The organism is Pseudoalteromonas sp. SWXJ133 (assembly GCF_015864365.1).
Taxonomy (GTDB): Bacteria; Pseudomonadota; Gammaproteobacteria; order Enterobacterales; family Alteromonadaceae; genus Pseudoalteromonas; species Pseudoalteromonas arctica.
Map to the genome: position 1 here is coordinate 96,150 of NZ_JADYXJ010000002.1, position 25,234 is coordinate 121,383.

Annotated in this window: 24 protein-coding genes; 8 read left to right on the plus strand and 16 right to left on the minus strand. The window is 39.2% G+C overall.

The window, feature by feature from the left end; all coding sequences use genetic code 11:
• Window positions 1-10: 10 nt before the first annotated feature.
• Window positions 11-937 (plus strand): manganese-dependent inorganic pyrophosphatase, encoded by a 927-nt coding sequence (locus I6F40_RS01965; protein WP_166376441.1) that lies wholly within the window; start codon window positions 11-13, stop codon window positions 935-937.
• Window positions 938-1,138: 201 nt separating this feature from the next.
• Here the strand turns inward: I6F40_RS01965 and rpmG are convergent, their stop codons facing one another.
• The 3 genes from rpmG to radC form a co-directional block, all read right to left on the minus strand.
• A complete protein-coding gene (gene rpmG, locus I6F40_RS01970) occupies window positions 1,139-1,294 on the minus strand; it encodes a 50S ribosomal protein L33 (protein WP_004335545.1) in 156 nt (51 codons plus the stop codon).
• A gap of 11 nt (window positions 1,295-1,305) precedes the next feature.
• Window positions 1,306-1,542 (minus strand): 50S ribosomal protein L28, encoded by a 237-nt coding sequence (gene rpmB / locus I6F40_RS01975; RefSeq protein WP_004335549.1) that lies wholly within the window; start codon window positions 1,540-1,542, stop codon window positions 1,306-1,308.
• A 274-nt stretch (window positions 1,543-1,816) separates the two neighbouring features.
• Window positions 1,817-2,491, minus strand: coding sequence for a RadC family protein (gene radC / locus I6F40_RS01980; protein WP_007581936.1), 675 nt, complete (start codon window positions 2,489-2,491; stop codon window positions 1,817-1,819).
• 144 nt (window positions 2,492-2,635) lie between these two features.
• Between radC and coaBC the strand changes: the two genes are divergently transcribed.
• The 4 genes from coaBC to I6F40_RS02000 all read left to right on the plus strand — a co-directional run bounded on the left by coaBC (window position 2,636) and on the right by I6F40_RS02000 (window position 8,641).
• Window positions 2,636-3,829: a bifunctional phosphopantothenoylcysteine decarboxylase/phosphopantothenate--cysteine ligase CoaBC gene (gene coaBC / locus I6F40_RS01985; RefSeq protein WP_165725159.1), complete on the plus strand. Its 1,194-nt coding sequence runs from the start codon at window positions 2,636-2,638 to the stop codon at window positions 3,827-3,829.
• 111 nt (window positions 3,830-3,940) lie between these two features.
• Window positions 3,941-4,528 (plus strand): nucleoid occlusion factor SlmA, encoded by a 588-nt coding sequence (gene slmA / locus I6F40_RS01990; protein WP_007581932.1) that lies wholly within the window; start codon window positions 3,941-3,943, stop codon window positions 4,526-4,528.
• A gap of 140 nt (window positions 4,529-4,668) precedes the next feature.
• Window positions 4,669-7,437, plus strand: a complete 2,769-nt coding sequence (locus I6F40_RS01995; RefSeq protein ID WP_197192424.1) for a S9 family peptidase — start codon at window positions 4,669-4,671, stop codon at window positions 7,435-7,437.
• Between the two features lie 187 nt (window positions 7,438-7,624).
• Window positions 7,625-8,641, plus strand: a complete 1,017-nt coding sequence (locus I6F40_RS02000) for a Fic family protein (protein WP_166376439.1) — start codon at window positions 7,625-7,627, stop codon at window positions 8,639-8,641.
• Window positions 8,642-8,931: 290 nt separating this feature from the next.
• On the opposite strand, the gene I6F40_RS02005 is transcribed toward I6F40_RS02000, so the two are convergent.
• The gene (locus I6F40_RS02005) at window positions 8,932-10,116 is read right to left on the minus strand and encodes an NAD(P)/FAD-dependent oxidoreductase (RefSeq protein ID WP_166376438.1); all 1,185 of its coding nucleotides are present in this window, start codon (window positions 10,114-10,116) and stop codon (window positions 8,932-8,934) included.
• 327 nt (window positions 10,117-10,443) lie between these two features.
• Here I6F40_RS02005 and I6F40_RS02010 point away from each other — a divergent pair, with 327 nt between their 5' ends.
• Window positions 10,444-12,570 carry a S8 family peptidase gene (locus I6F40_RS02010; protein WP_166376437.1) on the plus strand — a complete coding sequence of 709 codons (2,127 nt, stop codon included), beginning with the start codon at window positions 10,444-10,446 and terminating at the stop codon, window positions 12,568-12,570.
• A 104-nt stretch (window positions 12,571-12,674) separates the two neighbouring features.
• Here the strand turns inward: I6F40_RS02010 and I6F40_RS02015 are convergent, their stop codons facing one another.
• From I6F40_RS02015 to rplU, 7 genes are all read right to left on the minus strand, one after another.
• Window positions 12,675-13,148: a peroxiredoxin gene (locus I6F40_RS02015; RefSeq protein ID WP_166376436.1), complete on the minus strand. Its 474-nt coding sequence runs from the start codon at window positions 13,146-13,148 to the stop codon at window positions 12,675-12,677.
• Between the two features lie 150 nt (window positions 13,149-13,298).
• Window positions 13,299-14,183 (minus strand): UTP--glucose-1-phosphate uridylyltransferase GalU, encoded by an 885-nt coding sequence (galU, locus tag I6F40_RS02020; protein ID WP_197192425.1) that lies wholly within the window; start codon window positions 14,181-14,183, stop codon window positions 13,299-13,301.
• Between the two features lie 308 nt (window positions 14,184-14,491).
• Window positions 14,492-14,869: a DUF3718 domain-containing protein gene (locus tag I6F40_RS02025; protein WP_166376434.1), complete on the minus strand. Its 378-nt coding sequence runs from the start codon at window positions 14,867-14,869 to the stop codon at window positions 14,492-14,494.
• A gap of 78 nt (window positions 14,870-14,947) precedes the next feature.
• Window positions 14,948-15,439 carry a type 3 dihydrofolate reductase gene (gene folA / locus I6F40_RS02030; RefSeq protein ID WP_166376433.1) on the minus strand — a complete coding sequence of 164 codons (492 nt, stop codon included), beginning with the start codon at window positions 15,437-15,439 and terminating at the stop codon, window positions 14,948-14,950.
• A 73-nt stretch (window positions 15,440-15,512) separates the two neighbouring features.
• Window positions 15,513-16,670 (minus strand): Obg family GTPase CgtA, encoded by a 1,158-nt coding sequence (cgtA, locus tag I6F40_RS02035; RefSeq protein ID WP_007586086.1) that lies wholly within the window; start codon window positions 16,668-16,670, stop codon window positions 15,513-15,515.
• Window positions 16,671-16,810: 140 nt separating this feature from the next.
• The gene (rpmA, locus tag I6F40_RS02040) at window positions 16,811-17,068 is read right to left on the minus strand and encodes a 50S ribosomal protein L27 (protein ID WP_002957747.1); all 258 of its coding nucleotides are present in this window, start codon (window positions 17,066-17,068) and stop codon (window positions 16,811-16,813) included.
• A 16-nt stretch (window positions 17,069-17,084) separates the two neighbouring features.
• Window positions 17,085-17,396 (minus strand): 50S ribosomal protein L21, encoded by a 312-nt coding sequence (gene rplU, locus I6F40_RS02045; RefSeq protein WP_002957748.1) that lies wholly within the window; start codon window positions 17,394-17,396, stop codon window positions 17,085-17,087.
• A 422-nt stretch (window positions 17,397-17,818) separates the two neighbouring features.
• Here rplU and ispB point away from each other — a divergent pair, with 422 nt between their 5' ends.
• The gene (gene ispB / locus I6F40_RS02050; protein ID WP_007586099.1) at window positions 17,819-18,790 is read left to right on the plus strand and encodes an octaprenyl diphosphate synthase; all 972 of its coding nucleotides are present in this window, start codon (window positions 17,819-17,821) and stop codon (window positions 18,788-18,790) included.
• Window positions 18,791-18,876: 86 nt separating this feature from the next.
• Here the strand turns inward: ispB and mdh are convergent, their stop codons facing one another.
• A complete protein-coding gene (gene mdh, locus I6F40_RS02055) occupies window positions 18,877-19,809 on the minus strand; it encodes a malate dehydrogenase (RefSeq protein WP_007586102.1) in 933 nt (310 codons plus the stop codon).
• Window positions 19,810-20,034: 225 nt separating this feature from the next.
• Here mdh and argR point away from each other — a divergent pair, with 225 nt between their 5' ends.
• Window positions 20,035-20,502, plus strand: a complete 468-nt coding sequence (gene argR, locus I6F40_RS02060) for a transcriptional regulator ArgR (RefSeq protein WP_002957753.1) — start codon at window positions 20,035-20,037, stop codon at window positions 20,500-20,502.
• Between the two features lie 16 nt (window positions 20,503-20,518).
• Here argR and I6F40_RS02065 read toward each other — a convergent pair whose 3' ends face one another.
• The 4 genes from I6F40_RS02065 to I6F40_RS02080 are packed head-to-tail and all read right to left on the minus strand — an operon-like array spanning window position 20,519 to window position 25,152.
• Window positions 20,519-21,418, minus strand: coding sequence for a Dyp-type peroxidase (locus I6F40_RS02065; protein ID WP_166376431.1), 900 nt, complete (start codon window positions 21,416-21,418; stop codon window positions 20,519-20,521).
• A gap of 48 nt (window positions 21,419-21,466) precedes the next feature.
• Window positions 21,467-22,516 (minus strand): ABC transporter ATP-binding protein, encoded by a 1,050-nt coding sequence (locus tag I6F40_RS02070; protein WP_197192426.1) that lies wholly within the window; start codon window positions 22,514-22,516, stop codon window positions 21,467-21,469.
• Window positions 22,517-24,148 carry an ABC transporter permease gene (locus I6F40_RS02075; RefSeq protein WP_197192427.1) on the minus strand — a complete coding sequence of 544 codons (1,632 nt, stop codon included), beginning with the start codon at window positions 24,146-24,148 and terminating at the stop codon, window positions 22,517-22,519. It abuts the gene before it with no gap.
• A complete protein-coding gene (locus I6F40_RS02080) occupies window positions 24,148-25,152 on the minus strand; it encodes a Fe(3+) ABC transporter substrate-binding protein (RefSeq protein ID WP_024590632.1) in 1,005 nt (334 codons plus the stop codon). Before I6F40_RS02080 ends, I6F40_RS02075 begins: the two co-directional genes overlap by 1 nt.
• Window positions 25,153-25,234: the final 82 nt, after the last annotated feature.

Below are 25,234 nucleotides of genomic sequence, written 5' to 3' on the forward strand. Positions count from 1 at the left end.
AGTTCCGTCAATGTCTATGTATGTAGTGGGCCATAAAATCCCAGATTCAGATTCTATTTGTGGTGCAATTGCACTGGCTTATTTAAAAAACCAAATCGATGAGCCTGCAATTCCAACTCGTCTTGGTGAAATTTCACCTGAAACTCAATTTATCCTTGATAAATTTGGCTTCGAAGCACCAGAGCTTAAATTAAGCTACGCGGGTGAAGATGTGTATATTGTAGATCACACAGAAAAAACACAAGCACCCGATGATATCGACCAAGCTCGCGTTGTTGGCGTGGTAGATCACCACAAATTAGGTGACTTAACATCATCTACTCCGCTTGAATGTTGGATTCGTCCTGTTGGTTGTTCAAACACCATTATTAAAATGATGTACGACTTCTACAGCGTAGAAATCCCTAAAGACATCGCGGGCATTATGATGTGTGCAATTTTAAGCGACACAGTCATATTTAAATCACCAACATGTACCACTGCCGATATTAAATGTGTTGAAGCGCTAGCTGAAATTGCAGGCGTAGAAGACTTTAAAGAACTTGGTATGGATATGTTCCGCGTTAAATCTGCGGTAGAAAACACACCAGCACGTGATTTAGTAATGCGTGACTTTAAAGATTTCAACATGAACGGTAACCTAGTAGGCATTGGCCAACTAGAAGTAATCGACCTTGCTGTTTTTGACGATATTAAAGCAGACCTTGCAGCCGATATTGCTAAGCTAAAAGTTGAGGGTAATCGCCACTCTGTATTTTTACTGCTTACCGATATAATGAAAGAAGGCTCAGAAATGCTAATTGTATCTGACGATGCAAACTTAGTTGAACAGGCTTACGGTGTAAAACCAGAGAATGATAAAGTATGGTTAGATGGTGTACTGAGCCGTAAAAAGCAAGTAGTACCACCACTACAAGATGCATTCACAAAAATCTAATGATACCAATTTTATTAAAAACATGATTATTTTATCGCATTAAATAGCTCACTAATTTAATGCTATTGGTATAACGTTTTTTTATTTAAAAGCCTTGTTGGTTATGCCAACGAGGTTTTTTTTATATCAATTCACTAATCATATTTTAAAAAACAAAAAACCCAGCCTAAGCTGGGTTTTTAAATTCTAAAAGAACTAAAATTACTTAATTTTAGCTTCTTTAAAAAGAACATGTTTACGAATCTTTGGATCAAACTTTTTGATTTCCATCTTCTCAGGCATGTTACGTTTGTTTTTGTCAGTAGTGTAGAAAAAACCAGTACCGGCAGTTGAAACTAAACGGATTTTATCGCGCATGATTCAGATCCTTAAACTTTAACGCCGCGAGCACGGATTTCTGTAAGAACCGTGTCGATGCCTTTTTTATCGATAATACGCATACCTTTAGTAGTAGTGCGTAATGTTACAAAACGTTTTTCACTTTCAACCCAAAAACGGTGTGTTTGTAGGTTAGGTAGGAAACGACGTCTAGTCGCGTTTCTCGCGTGTGAACGGTGATTACCAACCGCAGGACGCTTACCTGTAACTTGACATACTTTAGACATGTCTATATATCTCCAATAACTTCGCTCGAGCTTAATTTAATCTAAGGCCGTGTATTTCCGCCCTAGAGATAAATCGAAGGGCGCTCTTTATACAGCTTTTACAGGCAAAGATCAAACACTGATCTATCCAATCAGCTCATATATGTAAATTTGATAGCGGCTAATTATAAAGATCGAATGCCCTTAGGGAAAGTAAAAACTGCATTTAAATTAAACTAATTTGCCAAAACACGTTAAACAGCTCATTTTTAACACACTTCTGTATCTAACAAAGCTAAATCAGGCCTCGCTCGGCAAACGAAACACACGTTTCTCCACCAACAATGATGTGATCGAGCACACTTATGTCGACCAATTGCAGTGCTTGCTGCAATTTATTAGTAATAAGTTTGTCTGCTTGGCTCGGTTCTGCAATACCACTTGGATGATTATGCGCAAAAATAACAGCGGCTGCATTATTTTTAAGGGCAGCCTTTACCACTTCACGCGGATAAACGCTGGCAGAATTAATTGTGCCATAAAAAAGTATTTCATCTTTTACTAATCTATTTTGGCTATCCAGATATAACACCATAAATACTTCTTGTTGCAAACCTCGCATTTGAATTGTTAGGTAATCGTAAACTGAGTTTGGCGAATTAAACACGGCGTCTCGTTGGCAACGCTCCTGCATATAACGTTGGCTTAGCTCTAACACAGCTTGTAGCTGAACATACTTAGCGGTCCCTAACCCCTTTTGAGAGCAAAACTCCTCAATGCTGGCATTAAACAAATTATGAAGTGTTTTATTCTCGTTTAATAAATGCTGAGCCAACTCAATTACATTCATTCCCGGTAACCCTGTTCGTAAAAATATGGCAAGAAGCTCTGCGTCAGTCAGCGCCTTAGCTCCCTTTGCTATGAGCTTTTCACGAGGTCGAAGTGAGTTTGGTAGTGAAGTAAGTTGCATTATTCATCCTTGAGAGGCGAAAGTGTCTTATAAATGTAATGCAAATTTGAAATTTAGCCTGTTATTTCGAATTAAAAAACTTCGCTGTATGGGTAAAGATTTGTTATTTTAAGCCCAATATTTAATAAAAGCTGATGAACATCCATGACTAACTTAACAAACAAAAAAATTGTACTAGGTATTACCGGCGGTATTGCAGCTTATAAATGTGCAGAACTCGTTAGGCGATTAAAAGACTCTGGTTGTGAAGTAAAAGTAGTTATGACTGAATCAGCTAAACACTTTATTACACCACTGACCATGCAAGCCGTTAGTGGGGAAACAGTCTCTGACTCATTACTAGACCCTTCCGCTGAAGCTTCAATGGGGCATATTGAATTTGCAAAATGGGCTGACTTAATTTTAGTTGCTCCAGCGACGTGTAATATTATTGCTAAAATGGCAGCCGGCATTGCTGACGACCTACTAACGACGTTACTGCTAGCAACGCCTGCAAAAGTCGCAGTTGCACCAGCCATGAACCAGCAAATGTATGCACACGCAGCAACACAAGCTAATTTAGCCACATTAAAAGCACGTAACGTACTTATTTGGGGCCCGGGTAAAGGTGAGCAAGCGTGTGGTGATATAGGCGCTGGACGCATGTTAGAGCCTCATGAGCTAGTTGCGCTATGTATAGCAAAAGAGCAACCGCAATTACTTGCAGGAAAAACAATTACAATAACAGCAGGCCCAACGCGTGAGCCTCTCGACCCGGTACGTTTTATATCAAATCACAGCTCTGGAAAAATGGGCTATGCACTGGCAGAAGCCGCGTTGCAACTCGGTGCTAAGGTTAATTTAATTTCGGGTCCGGTCACTATAAAAGCCCCTACTGGCGTAAACCTTATCAATATAGAAAGCGCTGAGGAGCTATTAACTGAGTCACTTACCTATGCACCACAATCAGATGCTTTTATAGGTTGCGCTGCTGTTGCGGATTATCGAGCTGCAAACATTGCGACTCAAAAAATGAAAAAGCAAGGCGACGAACTCACTCTTACTTTAACTAAAAACCCTGACGTAATTGCAGCTATTGCCAATCTTAAACAAAATCGTCCTTATACTGTGGGGTTTGCCGCCGAAACTCAAAATGTAGAAAGCTATGCTAAAGGTAAACTAAAGAATAAAAATCTAGATATGATTTGCGCTAATGACGTATCAAAAAGTGGCTTAGGGTTTAATTCCGATCATAATGCTTTAACACTGTACTGGCATAACGAACAACTAGAATTACCAACTACAAGTAAAATAGAAATAGCTCGCAAGGTGATCGAACAGCTGGCTAAACATCTATAAAAAGGCTGGAAACAAACTGAATAAAACATTAACATACGCCAATCATTTGAACAAAAAATGACTAGGGTTCTTAACTGCGCCACTAAGAATAACTAATAAAAAGGAATGTTCATGCCTGCGACAAAAAGAAGTAATCGCAAAGAGCAAATACTGCAAGCACTCGCACAAATGTTAGAAACTAATTTAGGACAACGTATCACCACAGCAAAACTAGCTGCTGAGGTGGGTGTGTCTGAAGCCGCGCTATACCGTCATTTTCCGAGCAAAGCGCGTATGTTTGAGGGCCTAATTGAGTTTATTGAAGATACCCTTTTATCTCGTATAAATATTATTATTGAAAACGAAAAAGAAAGCCAAACGCGCATTTATAACATTCTATTATTACTTCTAACCTTTGCTGAAAAAAACCCAGGCATTACTCGTATTTTAACTGGCGACGCATTACAAGGTGAGCAGGAACGTTTACGCGAGCGGGTACAAAGTCTGTTTGAAAAACTAGAAACTCAGTTTAAACAAGTACTTCGTGAGCGTAAATTACGTGAAGGTAAAAACTTCCAAAGTGATGAGCTTACACTTGCAAACTTTTTACTTGCCTACGTTGAAGGCAAAATGAATCAGTTTGTACGTAGTGACTTTAAAGCAAAGCCAAGTGTTCAATTTGAAAAACAATGGCTTGAGCTACAAAAAATTTGGCTGTAATTACTGCTCAATTAATAAATTAAATACCAAAAAACGACCTGCGGGTCGTTTTGTCGTATGTAGCTGCCATTTAACTGATCCGCTCGAATTATGAACCAAACTCGTTACAATGAAACAATGTCATAATACGAGAATCAATAATGAAAACAAAACTCACCTTATTAAGCACTGCACTCGTTGCCAGCTTAACTAGCACCGGCATACACGCCAAAGAATCGCTACAATTTAAAGACGTTTTTAGTTTTAAATCAGCTAAAAGCACGCAACTATCTGACAATGGTCAAGTACTCACTTTTAGTGCAACGCCGTATCGTGGAAATGCAACTGGCCAAGTTTACTCACTACAAAGCAATACTCTCATCGCAGAAGTAGAGCGCGGCACTAAGCCTCATATTAATAAAGCCGCTAACTGGGTCGCTTTTACACAAGTACCTACCTTACTTGAAAAAGAAACAACCAAAAAAAAAGACACACTTAAAAACAATCTGGTACTCTTAAACACACAATCAGGTGCCCAACAAAGCTTTGCTGATGTAAAAGATTACACGTTATCTGATGACGGTATGTGGCTTGTTTATCGTTTGAATAAAAAAGACGATGACGCAAAAGTAGAAGATAAAACCGATAGCACTAAAAACGAAGAAGACAACGCTATCACGCCCGATAAAAAAGATAAGAGCTATGCGCTTGTTATCGTAAATTTATCTGATAAACGCACCCATACAATAGAAAACGTATTTAGCTATGCTATTAACTCAGCCAACAGCCAGCTATTAGTGAGTCAAAGTTACAGCGATGGTAATAACAACCAAATAGCGTTAATTGAGCTAAGTGACTTTAATAGCAGCGTATTAATTGATGAACCAGGCGTAATCGCAAATAAAATAGCGTGGCACCCAACTGACAATATTGCAGCATTTACATTAGGTAATTATGTAAATGATGACACGCGCCGTCGAAGCTACACTTTACAGCTATATAAAAACGATAAACTTTCAACAATAGCCTCACCTGATAAAACCTGGGTTTTAGTTAAAACAGCATCCCTTAAATGGTCAGAAAATGGCGAGCGCTTATATTTTGAAAACCATCCAAAATTAGCAGCTAAAGTAAAAGCCAAAGAATATACCGACGAAGCCTCATTGTACGACTTTGATACCATACGTGAACATAAAGGTTTAGATGTATGGCACAACAACGATGCGCAAATAAAACCGCGTGAAGAACAGCAATGGAACGAAGTTAATAAAAACCGCCATTACAGCGCGGTATATCACGTTAACTCGCAAAAAGTTGCGCAACTTAGTACACCAAACATGCCTGAGGTTGCACTAAACCCTGAGCGAGATGTGTCTTTACTTGGCTCATCTAACATTCCCTACCTAGAAAAAATAATGTACGGCGGTTTTTTTGCTGATTACTTTGCAGTAAATATAAACACCGGTAAACAAACTCCCATTATTAGTAACTACCCGTTTAAACCGAACCTTGCACCTAATGGAGAGTTTGCGGCTTACTTTAGCGATAGCCAAATACAGTTAAAAGATTTAAAAAATAATAAAGTAACACCGCTTACAAAAGCGATTCAGGCAACCTTTGCTGATGATAAACACGACTACCCATCTACTCAACCTGGTTATGGTTTTGCTGGTTGGATGGCCGATAGCAGCCAAGTGCTTGCTTATAGTAAATACGATATTTGGGCATTTGACGTAAAAACGCAGCAAGCTAAACGCCTAACTAATGGTAAGCAAAGCAATACGCAGTACCGTGTTATTAAGCTTGATAAAACCCAAGTGGGCTTTAAAAAAGGCGATACATTACTTGTCTCTGCTATTAACTTACAAACTAAACAAAGCGAAGTTGCAAAGCTCGACTTAACCACTAACACACTAACTAACGTGCTTAGCGGTAATAAACGCTTTGATATGGTTAAAAAAGCCAAAAAGGCTGACAAGTATTTATTTACCTCGCAAACTTATAGCCAATTTCCTGATTACTACCAAACAGATTTTAGCTTTAGCGCACCAAAACAAGTAACCACGCTAAACCCACAAATTAGTAATTTTGCCTGGGGCGAAAAGCCAGAACTAATAAGTTATAAAGGCTTTGATGGCGAAGACTTACAAGGCGTATTAATAAAGCCTGCGGGTTATAAAAAAGGCGATAAAGTGCCTATGGTTGTGTATTTTTATCGTTACATGAGTCAGCGCATGTTTGATTTTCCTAAAATGGAATTAAACCATCGCCCTAACTTCCCTATGTTTACCTCAAACGGTTATGCGGTGTTTTTACCTGATATTCGTTTTGAAATAGGTCACCCGGGTAAATCGTCAACGCAAACCATGATAAACGCCACCCAAAAATTAATAGATTTAGGCATAGCCGACCCAGATAAAATAGGCTTACAAGGTCACTCTTGGGCGGGTTATCAAAGTGCATTTATGGTAACCCAAACAGATATGTTTAAAGCGGTTGTATCTGGCGCTCCAGTATCAAACATGACAAGTGCTTACAGTGGCATACGTTTAAAATCGGGCCTTACTCGTCAATTTCAATACGAAACAGGGCAAAGCCGTATTGGCAAAAACTTATTTGAAGCACCAGAGCTTTACATAGAAAACTCACCAGTATTTTTTGCAGACAAAGTTAATACGCCTATCTTAATAATGTCTGGCGACAAAGATGATGCAGTGCCTTGGCATGAGAGCGTGCAGTACTACTTAGCCCTACGCCGTGCAGGAAAAGACGCTATATTTTTACAATATGAAGGTGAACCACACCACTTGAAAAAGTTTCCTAATCAGGTCGATTTTTCAGTGCGTATGATGCAGTACTTTGATCATTACTTAAAAGGGAAACCTGCTGCTAAGTGGATGACACAAGGCGAAGCATTTATAGAAGAGTGAAAACAGATTTTCACCCTAACAAATTAATTGGTTATCATTTGCCGCCTTTAAGTACTGCTTATTCAAGCCCTTTTTATAAAGAGGGCTTTATCTTTTGCTAATAATTTAAATTGTAACAATAACGCTGACTTTTGAATGAGATCAGCGTATCTTATAGACAGAATTAAAGCTTAAAATGTATTATTTCATGAGTCAATTTCAACCTCCCTTCACGATCACAACAAAAACTATTCATTATATTTCTGATATTGCCGAAGCCCTTGGTAAGTTGTCTGCTTTTTATAGTAAACACAACATAAATCAAGATCGCGAGAACATTATTAAAAACCAGATTCAAAGCATTCTCGCTGTTGAAAACAGTGATTTAACAAGCCGAAAAATAGATACACTACACCATAATGATAACTTCTTATCGGCTGAAATTGATCGAGAGAAAAACGATATTATTAACACGTATAACCAATTAGATAATTGGGATACAAATCTCTGTAATGACCTTTTGAGTGGACATAAAACTCTCATGCTATCGCGAGGGCGTGGTGCAGGTAATTACCGTTCTAGCAATGTCGACGATAACGGCAAAAAATTGCAAATGGCTCCACAAGCGTTGCATATTCCACAAATGATGGAAGAGCTATTTAATTGGCTTGCTAGTTCAGACCAACACCCACTTATAAAAAGTTCAGTGTTTCATTATGAACTTAAATTTATACATCCTTTTGTTGATGGTAATAGCCGTATTGGGTGCATTTGGCACACTCAAATATTAAAACAATGGAATCCATTATTTGCTCTAATACCTATAGAAAGCGTTGTCGCGATAAGTGAAGAGCAGTACCATACAGCAATAGGTAACAGTACAGAAACAGGTGACTCCTGCGCATTCATAGAATACATGCTCGAAAATATTTTACGTATGCTTTTAGCATTTAGTGATTCATTATCAGACAAAGAGGCAACCCCCCAAGAAAAACACCTCACACACAAACCCCAAGAAACCCCACAAGTTAAAGCCTTGTTAAATGTACTATACCAAGTGGAAGGTTCTTTAAATCGAAAACAATTACAGGCAAAATTGAATTTAAAAGATAGAAAGCATTTTAGAGAGCGCTATCTTAAACCAGCTATAGATGCAGCGCTAATTGAAATGACAATACCTGAGAAGCCAAATAGTAAATTGCAAAAATACAGGCTGGTTGAGTAAAAGAGCATTCAAGTATTGCGGTTATAAATTTTAACAGCGGCGTGTTTTAGGTGATAAAACGTGAACAAATAAGAAGTGTGTATAGCGTACGTGAATGCGTAAATTATTTAACCCTCTAGGTGAGCGATAGCTTAATAAAATTAGCGTCACCGAGTGGGTAAATAATAACAAAAATACGATAAGATACTAGGTTCTATGTGCTTTCAGTAAATCTAATTTTATTTAAGCCTACTGAACTATAATTTTTAATATACTTAGACAAAGTTAAACTATTTACGCTTTATAAACACTTAACAATACTGTCCGGCGGCAAATCCACAGCTCCAAGCATACTGAAAATTGTAGCCTCCCAACCAACCCGTTACATCGGTTACTTCACCTATAAAGTATAGGTCTTTGGCTTTTTTGGCTTCAAAGGTTTTTGAGCTCAACTCGTCGGTATCTACACCACCGAGTGTTACTTCTGCTGTTCTATAGCCTTCAGTGCCATTGGGTTTAATTTGCCAAGCGCGAATGTAATTTACTAACTCATCTATTTGAGCATGTGTAAGCTGATTAATATTACAATCTGGTATCGCTTTGCTTTCGTGCAGTATTTCTATAAAGCGTTTAGGTAAAATAGTCGCAAGGCTGTTTTTTAAAGACTTTTGGGCCTGCGTTTCTCGCCAATCAGCAAGTTGCTGCCTTAAATCAATTCCAGGTAGCAGGTTTATAGTGACAGCCTGCCCTGCTCGCCAAAATGAGCTTATTTGCAATATTGCAGGGCCTGATAACCCTCGGTGAGTAAAGAGGATATTTTCTTTAAATACGGTGCCATCTTCGCTTGAAACCTCACAAGGGATACTAATTCCCGACAGCCCTTCAAAGCGCTCTTTATCGTGTTGATGCAAAGTAAATGGCACAAGGGCGGCCATGGTTGGTAATACACTTAATCCAAACTGCTGTGCTACTTTATAGCCTATTGGCGTTGCACCCAGTTTTGGCATGGTTAAGCCACCCGATGCAATGACTAACGATTCACAGCTTAATGTTTCTTGCTCTGTGGTAACGCTATAGCCTGTTTCGGTCTTTGATACGCTGATCACTTCATTGCGTAGCTTTATATTTACTCCCGCCCACTCACATTCGGTCAGTAAAATATCCACAATGTCTTGTGCATTGTTATCGCAAAAAAGCTGGCCTAATGTTTTATGGTGATACGCCAAGCCATGTCTGTCCACCAGCTCAATAAAGTCATGCTGCGTATAGCGACTTAAACATGATTTAACAAAATGAGAGTTTCCACATAAATAGTTATCTGGCGTTGCGTTTTCGTTAGTGAAATTACAACGCCCACCACCACTTATTAAAATTTTACGACCTGGTTTTTTCCCCATATCAAGTACTGTAACGCTTCGGCCACGGTATCCAGCTTGCGCTGCACACATTAACCCTGCTGCTCCCGCACCTATTACAATTACATCTACTTGGGTCATTTATTTATCTCATTAAAAAATTTGCTCGATTATAGCAAAGTTTAATAGCTAACAACGCAGCATTTAAATTATTAGTAATAACACAACAAAATCGCATCAGTAATAAGTGATGACTAATTACCTGCACAACAAATCAATCCTTTATACCTGTTTTTAATTTATACGACAAATACTAAACGACGAGTAAACCGCTAAAAACCTGAGTTATAACTAAATGAAAGAGGTACATAATAATTTGATATTTTAACCTAGTTAACAGATCGTTTACTTTTGTTCCCGCATCGTGATCTTACATCACGAAATAATAAATAAAATCTAGGGATAATTATGACAACAAGTAAAACTTTTAAAAGATGCGCAATTGCAATTACAGTTAGTACGCTTTTTGCAGCAACATCTGGCATGGCTCAATCAGTTTCAAGTTCAGTGGCTGAAACATCGGCTAAACTACAAAGCCAAGGCGGCTTTGAAACTCAGTTCATTATTAAATATAAAAATAATAGCGAAATGGCGAGCCTCTCAACTGCAGACGCAAGCCCGTCTAGCATGAAAAAGCGCGCACAAAGCTTTGTTAAAAGCTTCGCTTCTAAAAAAGGCCAAGTAAAAGCAAAATACATTCGTGCAATGGCACTTAACAACCATCACGTAATGCGTGCTGATAAAAAATTAAGTACAGCAGAAGCCCAAGAGTTTATGCAAGAAATGATTGATTCAGGTAATGTTGAATACATTGAAGTGGATCAAATGTTAAAGCCGTTTTCAACTCCTAACGATCCACGCTTTGATGACCAATGGCACTACTACGAGCAAGCCGGTGGTTTAAACTTACCTACCGCATGGGATACCGCAACGGGTAGCGGTGTAGTTGTTGCTGTACTAGATACGGGCTACCGCCCTCATGCTGATTTAAACGCTAATATTTTACCGGGTTACGATATGATATCTAACCTATCGGTAGCAAATGATGGCGGTGGTCGCGATAGCGATGCACGTGATCCTGGTGATGCAGTTGCTGCGAATGAATGTGGCACTAACGGTGCACAAAACTCTAGCTGGCATGGTACGCATGTGGCCGGGACAGTTGCTGCGGTAACCAATAACGGCGAAGGCGTTGCAGGCGTAGCTTATAACGCAAAAGTAGTGCCTGTTCGTGTACTTGGTAAGTGTGGTGGTTTAACCTCAGATATTGCAGACGGTATTATTTGGGCATCTGGTGGAAGTGTTTCAGGTATTCCTGCTAACTCAAACCCTGCAGATGTAATAAACATGAGTTTAGGCGGCAGCGGTTCATGTAGCTCTACAACTCAAAATGCAATTAACACCGCGCGTAGTAACGGCACTGTGGTAGTTATTGCTGCAGGTAACGATAACGATAACTCAGCAAACTACAACCCAGGTAACTGTAATGGTGTAGTAAACGTAGCATCAGTGGGCCGTAATGGCGGCAGAGCTTATTACTCAAACTACGGTAGCAATATTGATGTTGCAGCACCGGGTGGCGCGCAAAGTTTTGCAAACGACTCTGAAGGCGTTCTATCAACTTATAACTCTGGTTCGTCTACACCTTCAAGCGACAGTTACGGTTTTTCGCAAGGTACATCAATGGCTGCACCTCACGTAGCAGGTGTTGCGGCACTTATTAAGCAAGCAAAACCAGATGCAACGCCTGATGAAATAGAAAGTATTTTAAAATCAACAACCCGTGCGTTCCCTGCTACATGTACTAACTGTGGTACGGGTATTGTTGATGCAGCCGCAGCTGTTGCAGCAGCAAGTGGCAGTACAACTCCACCAACAGGTGGCAATAATGAACTTGTTAGTGGTGAAGCTAAAACAGGTTTAAGTGGCGTAGCAAATGCACAAGCATTTTACACTATGACAGTGCCAAGCGGTACAACTAACGTCACGTTCACTATGAGTGGTGGCACTGGTGATGCTGATTTATACGTACGTGCAGGCAGAAAACCAACGACAACTACCTATGATTGTCGCCCTTATAAAGGTGGTAATAGCGAAGAGTGTTCTATTGATAATCCAACAGCGGGCACTTATCACGTAATGCTTAATGGCTACTCTGCATATTCAGCTGTGAGCTTGGTGGGTAATATTACTGGTGGTTCATCGTCTGGCGGCGGTACAGGCGCTCCACAAGCTGGCGGCGGCACTATAAACGATGTGACAGGCAATACTGGTCAGTGGAAGCATTACACGTTAGATGTACCTGCAGGAATGAGTACGTTCACAGTAACAACGTCGGGTGGAAGTGGCGATGCAGACTTATTTGTAAAATATGGAAGCCAACCAACAACAACTACGTACGATTGTCGCCCTTATAAAAATGGCAATGCAGAAACATGTACATTTACCGCTCCACAAGCAGGTACTTGGCATTTAAGCGTTAACGCTTATAGCACTTTCTCTGGTTTAACAATTAGCGGGCAATACCAACCGTAATTTAAAGTTTGAGCCGTAAATAAAAAACCGATGTTGTTTCCAACATCGGTTTTTAAATAGTAAGTTGCTGATTAATTAGAGCTAAAACCTACACCTTATTACTGTTATAGCTTCTCTAATACTGATTCTGCGCGGCTTACAACAAACTCTTTGTCTTGCTCTACAAATAAACCAGTTACTACTGCATTTTCAACAATCATAGCGTAACGCGTTGAGCGTACACCACCAAAACTAGCGGTATCTTTATCAAGCCCTAACGATTTAGTGAAACTTCCATCGCCATCAGCAAGCATTGTAATTTCTTGCGCGTTTTGCGAGTCGCCCCATGCTTTCATAACAAATGCGTCATTAACAGATACACAGTAAATAGCATCAATACCTTTCGCTTTAATTTTATCAGCAAGAGTAATAAATTCAGGTAGATGTGCATTTGAACACGTTGGTGTAAATGCACCTGGCACTGCAAATAACACGACTTTTTTACCTTCAAACAACTCTTTATTTGTAAGAGACTGCATACCATCGTCAGTTAATTGCGTTAGTGTAACTGCTGGTAATTCTTGGCCTTGCTCAATCATGGTAGTTCCTTGAAAAGATTAATACAGAATAAGTAACAAACATACTACGTAACCCAGAGCTGTATAGTAAAGGTCTATAGACCGAGCTCACTACATTTCATGAAAGCTATTTTAGCTTCTATAGTTTTCATGAAATTTATTGCTCTGCAGTTAAGGTAAATTTAAATCGTTTATAAAGCGAGAAAAGTCATTACCTAACTTTTTATCCCGCATACTGTACTCTACAATTGCTTTTAAATAACCGAGCTTATCTCCACAATCGTGAGAGCGGCCACTCATATGAAATGCTTCAACGGTTTCTTGTGCCATTAATGCGTCAATAGAATCAGTAAGCTGTATTTCACCGCCAGCACCTACAGAGGTTTTTGCTAGTAGAGGCCAAATATTTTTACTCAGTACATATCGCCCTACAACAGCAAGATTTGAAGGTGCTAAGTCTGCATCAGGCTTTTCAACCATCGCTTTAATTGCAGCACTTTTACCTGGCATTAACTCAACACCGTTTATATCAGCAATACCATATTTACTAACGTCTTCTTTAGCTACCGGCTCAAGCATTATTTGGCTTGCTTGAGTTTCTTTAAAACGTTTAATCATCGCAGCTAAGTTTTCAGTTTCTTGATCGGCAGTATAAGCATCAAGTATCACGTCTGGAAGGAGTACTACAAAGCTATCGTCTCCTATTATTGGCTTAGCGCACAAAATAGCATGCCCTAGCCCTTTAGCTTCACCTTGGCGTACACTCATAATAGTTACATCAGGCGGACAAATAGATCGAATTTCATCTAATAAAGCACGTTTAACACGTTTTTCAAGAGTGGCTTCTAGTTCATAGCTTGTATCAAAATGGTTTTCGATTGCATTTTTAGAGCTGTGTGTAACCAATACAATATCTTTAATACCGGCAGATACACATTCGCTGACAATATATTGAATTAAAGGTTTATCGACTATTGGGAGCATTTCTTTTGGAATAGCTTTTGTCATAGGAAGCATTCTCGTCCCTAAGCCAGCTACTGGAATAACAGCTTTCATATCTATCCTTAGTGATTAAGTTTGTAAATAAAATAACAGATACAAAATAGATACCAGCTGAATAAAGCCACATCTTTTGAAGAAGTAAATTTTAAGCTATTTTTTTAAAGAAAGACTTCATATTTTTAGCAGTTTAAAGCTAGTTAGTAAGTTGTGAAACTTATTAATGATTTTTTGGAAGTATAATTAAGCAATGTATATGTTGGGAGGAAAGGAGAAAAGCCTAGTATTATTATTTGTAACAACCCTAGGCTTATAAATCTTTGAACGTATTCTTATCAATGGTAAAGCTATAAATATTATTATAACTAAAGACCAGCACGCTCTTTAATCACTGCAATAAGCGGTGAGCTAGCAAAATTGCCTTCTACCCAACTAATGTCAGCACCATCAGCTAACGCACTTTTTGATAAGTTTTTAACTATATACTCACCAGTATCCACTGCATTACTAGCAACGGCATGACGTAGCAAGTTATTACCGTTACATTGCACTGCATCATAAATATTACGAATTTTCACGCGAGAGCTTTTAAGCTTACTACGTAATCGGTTTTTATCGTCTGCCGCAATATATTCACAAATAGATACTGCTAACTGATCTTCAGCATTTGCAGGTGCTGTGTACGAAAACGAACTTACTGCTACAACAACAGTAACTACAACTAGCTTTGGTAATTTAAACATATCAAACCCTTTATGGTACTTTATTCCTATATAGACTGTTTAATATTATACCAACCTACTAAAAATTACGCAATAATGTTAATGTTCTTTATATAAGGTTACGAATTTATAACTAGATTTATTCTTTTCGTCTGGGAGATTTTCTTGCTCTTCTTTTATGCCCCAATTAGCTACTTTATTGTAATCAGGAAACTGTGTATCGCCTTTAACATCTAAATCAATAAAGGTTAAATACAGGCGTTCTGCTTTTGGTAAAAATTGCTCATAAATATTACCACCACCAATAATCATCACTTCTTCAACTGCACAAACTAGTTCTAGTGCGGCCTCTGGCGTAGTTACTACTTCAATACCCTCTGCAGTATATTCGCTGTTTCGAGTAATAATAATATTACGACGCCCAGGTAAAGGACGGCCTATTGACTCAAAAGTTTTACGACCCATGATCACAGGTTTACCCGTAGTTACTTTTTTAAAATGCTGAAGATCTGCTGGTAAATGCCATGGCATTTTATTATCTAGGCCAATTACACGGTTATTTGCCATGGCTGCAATCATTGAAATTATCATAATAAACACCTAGTACTTTATTCTTAAAAAAAGAAAAAGGAGCATAAGCTCCTTTTTAATAAATTCTATTTAATTAACGCTCGTAGACAACTTCTACGTCGTAATCATCTTCATCCCAGTCGTCCCAATCATCATCATTGCCTTTACCTTTAGTGGCTTTTTCATGATAGGTATCCCACTTAAATTCAACTTCTTCATCTTCAACTTGTACAAACTTCTCTTTAGGCATGCTATCAAGTAGTGTCATTATGTTGTGGATTAAAGGTTGAGTATTAAGTTTATTAATTGCTGAAATGTGATAAATATTTTCAGTTTCGCCCAGCTCTTCTGCAATCGCTTCGCATAGCGCTTTTGCTTCATCTTCTGGTAATAAATCTATTTTATTAAACACTAACCAGCGTGGTTTTTCAGCTAATTTAGGACTGTATTGGTGTAGCTCGTTAATAATCGAGAATGCATTATCAACAGGGTTTGAACCATCTACCGGCATTACATCAATAATGTGCAATAACACACGACAACGCTCTAAATGCTTCAAGAAGCGAATACCTAGGCCTGCACCATCAGATGCACCTTCAATTAGACCCGGAATATCGGCTATAACAAATGATTTATTTGCTTCAGGACGTACCACACCTAAATTAGGAATAAGCGTCGTGAATGGGTAATCAGCTACTTTTGGTCTTGCTGCAGATACACTGCGGATAAACGTAGATTTACCTGCATTTGGTAATCCTAGTAAGCCTACATCAGCTAATAATAGTAACTCTAACTTTAAGTTACGTACTTCACCGGGTGTGCCCAATGTTTTTTGACGAGGTGCTCGGTTAGTACTTGATTTAAAACGTGCATTCCCCAAGCCGTGGAAACCACCTTTTGCAACCAAAATTCGTTGACCATCTTGAGTTAAGTCGCCAAGTCCCTCTTGGGTATCAACATCCATGATGCGCGTGCCTACAGGCACCATAACAAATAAGTCATCGGCTTTTCGGCCTGTACAGTTACGGCTACGACCGTTAGTACCACGTTCAGCTCTATGAAAGCGCTCAAACTGATAATCAATTAGGGTATTTAAGTTTTCATCAGCTTGTAGATAAACACTACCACCGTCTCCACCGTCACCGCCGTCTGGTCCACCATCTGGAACATATTTTTCACGACGGAAAGACACGATACCGCTGCCACCGTCTCCAGCTTCTGCGCGAATTTCTACTTCATCTACAAACTTCATGATTACTCACTTTAGGGATTGGCTTGTTTAATAACTCTATTATATACCCAAGCCAACACAAATGCAGGCTTGGGTATATATTTTGACTGACTACAAAACAAAAAACCCCGCAAAGGCGGGGTTTTTAACTACCTTACTGATTACTCAGTTACGATAGTTACGTATTTACGGTTTAAAGGACCTTTTTGTTCAAACTGAACTTTACCATCTGCTTTTGCGAAGATAGTGTGGTCTTTACCGATACCTACGTTAGTACCAGGGTGGAAACGAGTTCCACGCTGACGAACAATGATGCTACCCGCTAGAACTGATTCGCCACCAAAACGCTTAACACCTAGGCGTTTGCTTTCTGAATCGCGACCGTTACGAGTACTACCAGCTGCTTTTTTATGTGCCATTTCTAAGTACCTCTAATTAAGCGCTAATGCTAGTGATTTTAACTTCAGTGAACCATTGACGATGGCCCATTTGCTTACGAGAATGCTTACGGCGTCTAAATTTAACAACCTTAATCTTCTCACCGCGACCATGTGAAACAACCTCAGCTGTTATCTTGCCACCGTTTACGAACGGTACACCGATCTCGATTTTCTCACCATCAGCAACTAAAAGTACTGAATCAAATTCTACTGCCGCACCAGTTTCAACGTCTAATTTTTCAAGACGAATCGTTTGACCTTCAGTCACACGATGCTGTTTACCACCACTTTGGAAAACCGCGTACATAATTAACTCCGTCTGTGCACCCTCAAATCGGCGCAACTAAAATATTCTTCGATAGGGCGCGAAGTTTACGCTAACGCGAAATAACTAGCAAGCCTATTTTGTAATTAAAATGAATAAAAAGTAGCTGCTTTGAGAGCAATTCAATATTTACCCCATTTTATATTAATTAGCCCTTTTGCCAAGCGCTTTTTAACTCTTAGTCGAAATAAATTAATGTACTCAAATATGACCCTCACAGCTTAATATCTAAGCACACCATAAACTGTATATTGATTATCAATTAATCAGTTATCTTGGCTAATTCAGTCTAAATTAAGTACTTTAATAGTGTTTTTTCAATCAATCGTCACAAAATATCGAGCTAGTGCATTTTTTGTTGTACAATCTGCGCCGTTCACACATAAAAATTGGCTCGGAGATCAATGGATATAAAAGCTATCCAGGCGTTAATCGAAAGCGATATGAATGACGTCAATCAACTTATACATGCGCAAATGCGCTCAGATGTGGCGTTAGTTAATCAGCTTGGTTTATATATAGTTAGCAGTGGCGGCAAACGCGTTCGTCCAATGCTCGCGATTTTAGCAGCCAAAGCGCTCGGTTATCAGGGTAAAGATCACATAACACTTGCAACAATTGTTGAGTTTATTCATACAGCAACGCTATTGCATGATGATGTTGTAGATGAATCAAACTTACGACGTGGCACACCTACAGCAAATGCTGAATTTGGTAATGCTGCTAGCGTATTGGTTGGTGACTTTATTTACACTCGTTCATTTCAGCTTATGGTTGGCCTTGGAAAAATGCAGGTTATGCAAGTACTTGCCGATGCAACAAACATTATTGCTGAAGGTGAAGTATTGCAGTTAATGAACTGCAACGACCCAGATACGACCGAAGCCAGTTATATGCAGGTTATTTACTCTAAAACAGCTAAGTTGTTTGAAGCAGCGACAGGCCTTGCTGCCATTATTACTGAGCAAGACCAAACTACTCTCGATGCACTAAACCTATATGGTATGCATTTAGGTACTGCGTTTCAGCTAGTAGATGATGTACTCGATTACAATGCAGATGCTGAGCAGTTGGGTAAAAACATTGGTGATGATTTAGCTGAAGGCAAACCAACGCTTCCACTTATTTATGCTATGCAACATGGTAGCGAGCAGCAAACGCAGCTTATTCGTGATGCAATAGAGCACAGTAATGGTATGGAGCATTTAGAAGACATTCTATCGGCACTAAAGCAAACTAATGCGCTTGAATTTACAATGCAAAAAGCAGAGCTTGAAGCTGACAAAGCTATTGCGTGTTTAGACTTTTTAGCTGAGTCTGACTATAAGCAAGCACTCATAAGCCTTGCTCGTATTGCGGTTGACCGCGACCACTAGTTTTAACTAGTTACACAGTGTGAAATTAATTCTGAGCAATAAAAAAGCCTGCAAATGCAGGCTTTTTTGTTATTCTACTTTGGCTATTACGCCATGAAATCAACACCTTCTTTGATGTCTTTTTTCAGTGTTTCAAGCATGTCATTTTTTGCTTTTGTTTCAAATGCGCTTAGTTCGCCGTAAGAAAGAATTTCTTCTACGCCGTTTTTACCTAAACGTACTGGATGTGCAAAGTACTCTGCATCGCCATTTTCAACAGCAACGTAAGCGTAATCTACAACTTCTTCACCCTGTAGGCCTTTAACTAAAGACATACAAAAACGAGCTGCAGCAGCACCCATAGATAGCGTAGCTGAACCACCGCCTGCTTTAGCATTTACAACTTCAGTACCCGCATTTTGGATACGTGGAGTAAGTGCAGCAACTTCTTCATCAGTGAAAGAAACACCTTCAACTTGAGAAAGTAGAGGAAGAATAGTTGTGCCTGAGTGACCACCAATTACTGGTACTTTCACAGTTGCTACGTCTACGCCTTTAAGTTCAGCAACAAATGCTTCTGAACGAATAACGTCAAGCGTAGTAATACCGAATACGCGTTTAGCGTCGTAAGTACCTGCTTTTTTGAATACTTCAGCAACGATTGGAACTGTGCCATTTACTGGGTTAGTAATAATACCTACTAACGCTTTAGGACAGCTAGCAACAATGCCTTCTGCTAAAGTTTTGATGATGCCAGCATTTACATTAAATAAATCAGCACGATCCATACCTGGTTTACGTGGCATACCCGCTGGGATAAGAACGATGTCAGAGCCTTCAAGCGCTTTGTTTAATTCGTCTGCGCCAAAGCCTGCTACTTTAACATCTGTTGGGATGTGAGAAAGGTCAACCGCAACACCTGGTACTACTGGTGCAACATCATAAAGTGATAATTCAGAGCCAGCTGGTAAGCCTGTTTTTAATAATAAAGACAACGCTTGGCCGATACCGCCTGCAGCACCTAATACAGCAACTTTCATTGGAATTCTCCGTAATTTGAGGTAGGAAACATTTGTGGCTCTTAAGATAATGAAATTAGCGACTAAAAACAAATTTATCCTGTCTATTTCAAGTATATTTTCGACCATAGTCGTAAACTTTTGTGATTTAACGCATCAAACTGGCAAGTTAACTAAACAACTGCTGCATAATTATTCATTTTTGTGTAGAATTTGCGGCATAAATAACAAAAACGAATAAAGACTATGCAACCACAAGATAAACAAGAAGCACTGGTAAAAGCATTTAAATCACTATTAAAAGAAGAAAATTTTGGCTCTCAAGGCGAAATAGTTGATGCATTAAAAGATCAAGGCTTTGACAATATAAGCCAAAGTAAAGTATCGCGCATGCTAAGTAAATTTGGTGCTGTACGCACACGTAACGCCAAACAAGAAATGGTTTACTGCTTACCAGCTGAAATGGGTGTACCTACGGCTAAAAGCCCATTACGCCAATTAGTAATCGACATTATGCACAACGAAATGATGATCATTATTCGTACCAGTCCTGGTGCAGCACAATTAATAGCACGATTATTAGATTCATTAGGTAAAGCAGATGGCGTACTAGGCACAATTGCAGGCGACGATACTATTTTTATCGCCCCAGCTAAAATATCTGAAATAGACGTAACACTTGAACGTGTTCGCATTTTATTTGATACGGTTTAATAACTAAATTAGTAAACTAAATCTGTTTTAAAAACCCGACTGAAGGTGCAAAAAAAGCAGAACCCATATCGGCTTGAGTAAAATCAAGCCAGTGGTCGTAACAATCTCCTTCCCCTAAACGACTATTAAGTACTTTTTCAAATGCGGTGCCCGTACAAGCGCATGTAATTGATAACATTCCCTGCTCATACACATCGCCATAAGGCATGCTCTGATTTAATAGTAGCGGTTGCCCGTCTTCGTCTTTTAGCTCACTTCGCGAAGCATGGCTGGTTTCGATCGCGGGGGTAATTAGTGTGTTATCAAGGCGCGTACGCCCCATTATTTGTTCTTGCTCACTCAATGATAAGTGCTGCCACATAGTTAAGTCATGCTTATAACGTTGTACATGAATATAACTCCCCTGATCTTCAAAATTACCAGGGTTACTAATTAAAGCCGTAGCGCGTTTTTTTCTTCCATGCGCGGTGTCGCCACCATAAATAAAACCATTAAAATCACGACCATCTAAAAAGCGAAAGTTACGAATTTGCTCTACCAGCTCAACATCGGGGGCAAATAGTTTTAAAATTTGCAGCGCAAATAAATGGTTAACGTCTTCACGGTCAGAGCGAATTTGCACAAATAAATCGCACGGTTGTACGCTCATTTGGTGATCGCTGTGGTTTATATTAGGAAAGCTCTGTAATTCACTAGGAATGAACTCTGGGAGAATATGCGGCCAATACTGGGCGCCAATAGCAACCATACAAGAGAGCATTGATTCTGAAAATTGATCGCTAAACTCTTCTTCAATAGCGCTTACTTGTTTTAACTTTGCGCGAAGTGATTCATCTTGACCATCAAACACATTAAAAAATAAGTGCAAACCGTGTAAGTTTGCTTCAGCACAAATCCCTGATTGCGCTTGCGCCATTGTTATTCCTTAATTTTACAGATAAAAACACAGCGAATAACAAATTAATTACGATTCGAAAAAATTCACCGTGTGAGGTTTTATTTTTATTATAACCTGCTCATCATTTTCAAATGACTGGCCATATTGTGCAGCAACTTCAATTTCTTGTTCATCAATAACAACCGAATAAACATACGCAGAACCAATAAAGCGACGACTTATGATTGTAGCTCGCTTGCTGAACTTGTCACTCTGGTTATCTACCACTAATTCTATTTGATGAGGGCGCACATATATAAGCCCTACGCTTACGCTATGCTTATTTTCAACATAGGACTCGACTAAACCAAATGGTGTTCTGTATTCAGTTGCTGTTAACACTTCTGCGTTCAAGTATATGCCTTGACCCAGAAATTCTGCAACCTCCTTTGAACATGGCGCTGCAAAAAGCTGCTCAGGCGTGCCTTGTTGCTCAATTTTACCGCGATGCATAATGGCAAGTGTATCTGAAAAGGCAAACGCCTCTTCTTTTGAGTGTGTAACAAATACAGCAGATACTTGAGTTGCCTTAATAATTCGACGTATATCGGCAATTAATTCAAAGCGTACTTGTGTGTCGATATTTGAAAAAGGTTCATCAAGTAGCAATAAACTAGGCTTATAAGCTAATGCACGAGCAATAGCTACGCGTTGTTGTTGACCACCCGATAACTGATGCGGGAACCTGTCAGCACAGCCAATTAAATGTACCAGCTTAAGCATTTCATCAACGCGTTGCTGCTTTTGAGCTTTACTCATTTTACTAAGCCCGAATGCGATATTATTTGCTACCGTTAAATGCGGAAACAATGCATAATCTTGAAACATCATGCCGATGTTACGGTGCTCAGGCGAGACAAACGATTGCTCATCACTCACTAATTTACCGTCTATAAAAATAGACCCTTGCTTAGCTTCAATTAAACCTGCAATCGCTTTTAACGTGGTCGTTTTGCCGCACCCACTCGCTCCGAGTAGACAAACAATTTCATCTTTACCCACTGTTAAATCTAAATCGTGAATAACCTTTGTACCGTTATAGTGATAGCTCACGCCTTGTAAAATTAAACTACTCATTTAACTACGCTGCTCCATAGAACGATTAATAAAATACAAAGGAATAAACCCAACAATAACAATAAATAATGCCGATATAGAAGCAAGCTCTAACTGCTCGTCACTCACATACTGAAATACATGAGTAGCTAAGCTTTCAAAATTAAACGGTCTGAGCAATAGCGCAGCTGGCAGTTCTTTCATACACTCAATAAATACCAATAACGCAGCAGTAAGTAATCCTCTTCGCAGTAAAGGTAGGTGCACTAAACGCAGCGTTTGCCCTTGGCTTTTACCCATTGATTGGCTTGCCATATCAAGTGATGGGCTAATACGTAAAAAACTCGACTCAATTGCTCCGTGTGCAATGGCGTAAAACCTAACAATATAAGCAATAATAATAGTAAGAATACTACCTGTAAGCAGCAAGCCAATATCTAAATTATACGGCTCGAGCGCTGTGTTGATGGTGTTCTCTAACAATGTAAGAGGTAACAAAACCGCAATAGCGAGTACTGTGCCAGGCAACGCATAGCCTGTGCTTGCTAAACGCCCGGGAATAAGCGGATACGTTTGCTTTGCCACACGCTGATAAAAAACGACAAAAATACTCAACGTAATCGTTATTAGGCTCACAACCCCAGCCACTTTTAAACTTTGCCAAGCGTAACTAAAAAACTCTACATTCCATGCTTTATCAAAGTAGGTAATGGCGTAATTTATAAGTACTGCAATAGGGATCACAAACGCGATAAGTAAAATAAAGCTGCAAAATGCCGTTGCGAGCCAAGCTGACTTTCCTTTTAATACATAGAGAGATTCGCTATTTACACTTGATTGGCGCTCAAATACCGCTTGGTTACGACGACTAAAGCGCTCTGCCATTAATGCTAAAAATAACAGTAATAACATCACACCCGATATTTTAGCTGCCGCTGTAAGTGAGTAATAACCAAACCACGTATCGTATACGGCAGTTGTTAATGTACTTACGGCAAAATAACTCACTGTTGCAAAGTCAGCCATGGTTTCCATACTTATAAGCGCAAGAGCCGCGACAATAGCCCCACGAGAGAGCACTAAGCTTACTTTAAAGAAACTTTGCCAAGGAGATAACCCCATTAACTGGCTAGCTTGTACTAATTTGAATGACTGCTCGCGAAGAGCCGTTTTAAAAATCAAAAATAAATACGGATAAAGCACCAAGGCAATCATAACTATGGCGCCGGGTAATGTACGTATATCAAAAAACCAATAGTCATTAGGCGTTTGCCAGCCAAACCATTCTCTCAGCGCTATTTGCACCGGGCCCGCATAATCTAATAAATCAGTGTATACATAGGCAATAATATAGGTGGGCATAGCAAGGGGCAGCATAAGTGCCCATTCAAACTGTTTTTTACCCGGGAAACTACAGTAAGCCGTTAGCCATCCAAGTGGCAAAGCTATGGCGCAGCTAAGGACGCAAACACCTAAAACAAGCAATACGGTATTGGTTATGTAATCCCAAAGCACGGTATCCCACAGGTGAGAAAACACCTCAGAGCTACCTTGTAGAGATTCAAAAAGAAGAAAAAACAACGGGGCCGATAGAATTAAGCCAGTCGACCACGCAAAGAGCTGCCATTTAGACAGCTTAAATTTATTAGTCATTAAAGATCGAACTTCACCTCATCAATTAGCTTAAGCGCTAACGGACGATATTTACTAATCTCATCAAGTGGCAAGCTGTCTTCTTTAAAACTCCCCCAAGAGGCAACCAAACTTGATAGTTCAACACCCGACTTAACTGGATACTCCATATTTAATGAGGCATACATGTTTTGTGCTTTGCTGTCGGTCATATATTCTATGAGCTTTAATGCATTTTCAGGGTTTTTAGCATATTTGGTAATAACCGCACCCGAAACATTTATGTGTGAGCCACGATTAGTTTGATTCGGAAAGTTAATATTTACGGCCTCTGCCCAACCTTTTTGCTCTTTATCTTCTAGCATTTTACCAAGATAGTAACTATTACCTAATGCCAAGTTACATAAACCTTCTTTAACTGCTTTAACTTGAGCACGATCGTTACCTTGAGGTTTACGTGCTAAATTAGCCTTAACACCTTCAAGCCACTCTTTGGTTTGCGCTTCACCATGGTGTGCAATCATAGAAGCCACTAAACCTAAGTTATATGGATGTTTGCCAGAGCGCGTACAAATTTGTCCTTTGTATTTAGGATCTGCTAAATCTTCATAAGTGAGCTTAGGTAACGCACCAATTCGCTCTTTTGATGAATACACATTACGAACTCGCTTAGTAAGCGCGACCCATTGGCCATCACCGTCACGAAAAGCTGCAGGCACGTTATTATTTACACTGTCACTTTTTATAGTTTGTGTTAATTTTAAATCTTCTAATTGAATAAGCGCACTAAAATTAGAGGTTAATACTAAATCGGCTTTACTATGTTTACCTTCACGTTTAACACGCTCAATTAACCCTTTTTTAGCAAAAACAACATTGGTTTTTATTCCCGTTTGTTTTGTAAAATCTTCTAAAATTGGCTGAATCAAAAACGGCTGACGAAAAGAATAGATATTAACAACGTCACTTGCAAAGGCTGGTGCCGATGCTGCTAATCCTAAAACAAGTGTAAATACTGTCTTCATTATTTCACCTAAATAATTGTTATTATCATTGAATTCTACCGCGCTCATTCAAAAAGTGCACACTTTAAATAAATGTAAATAT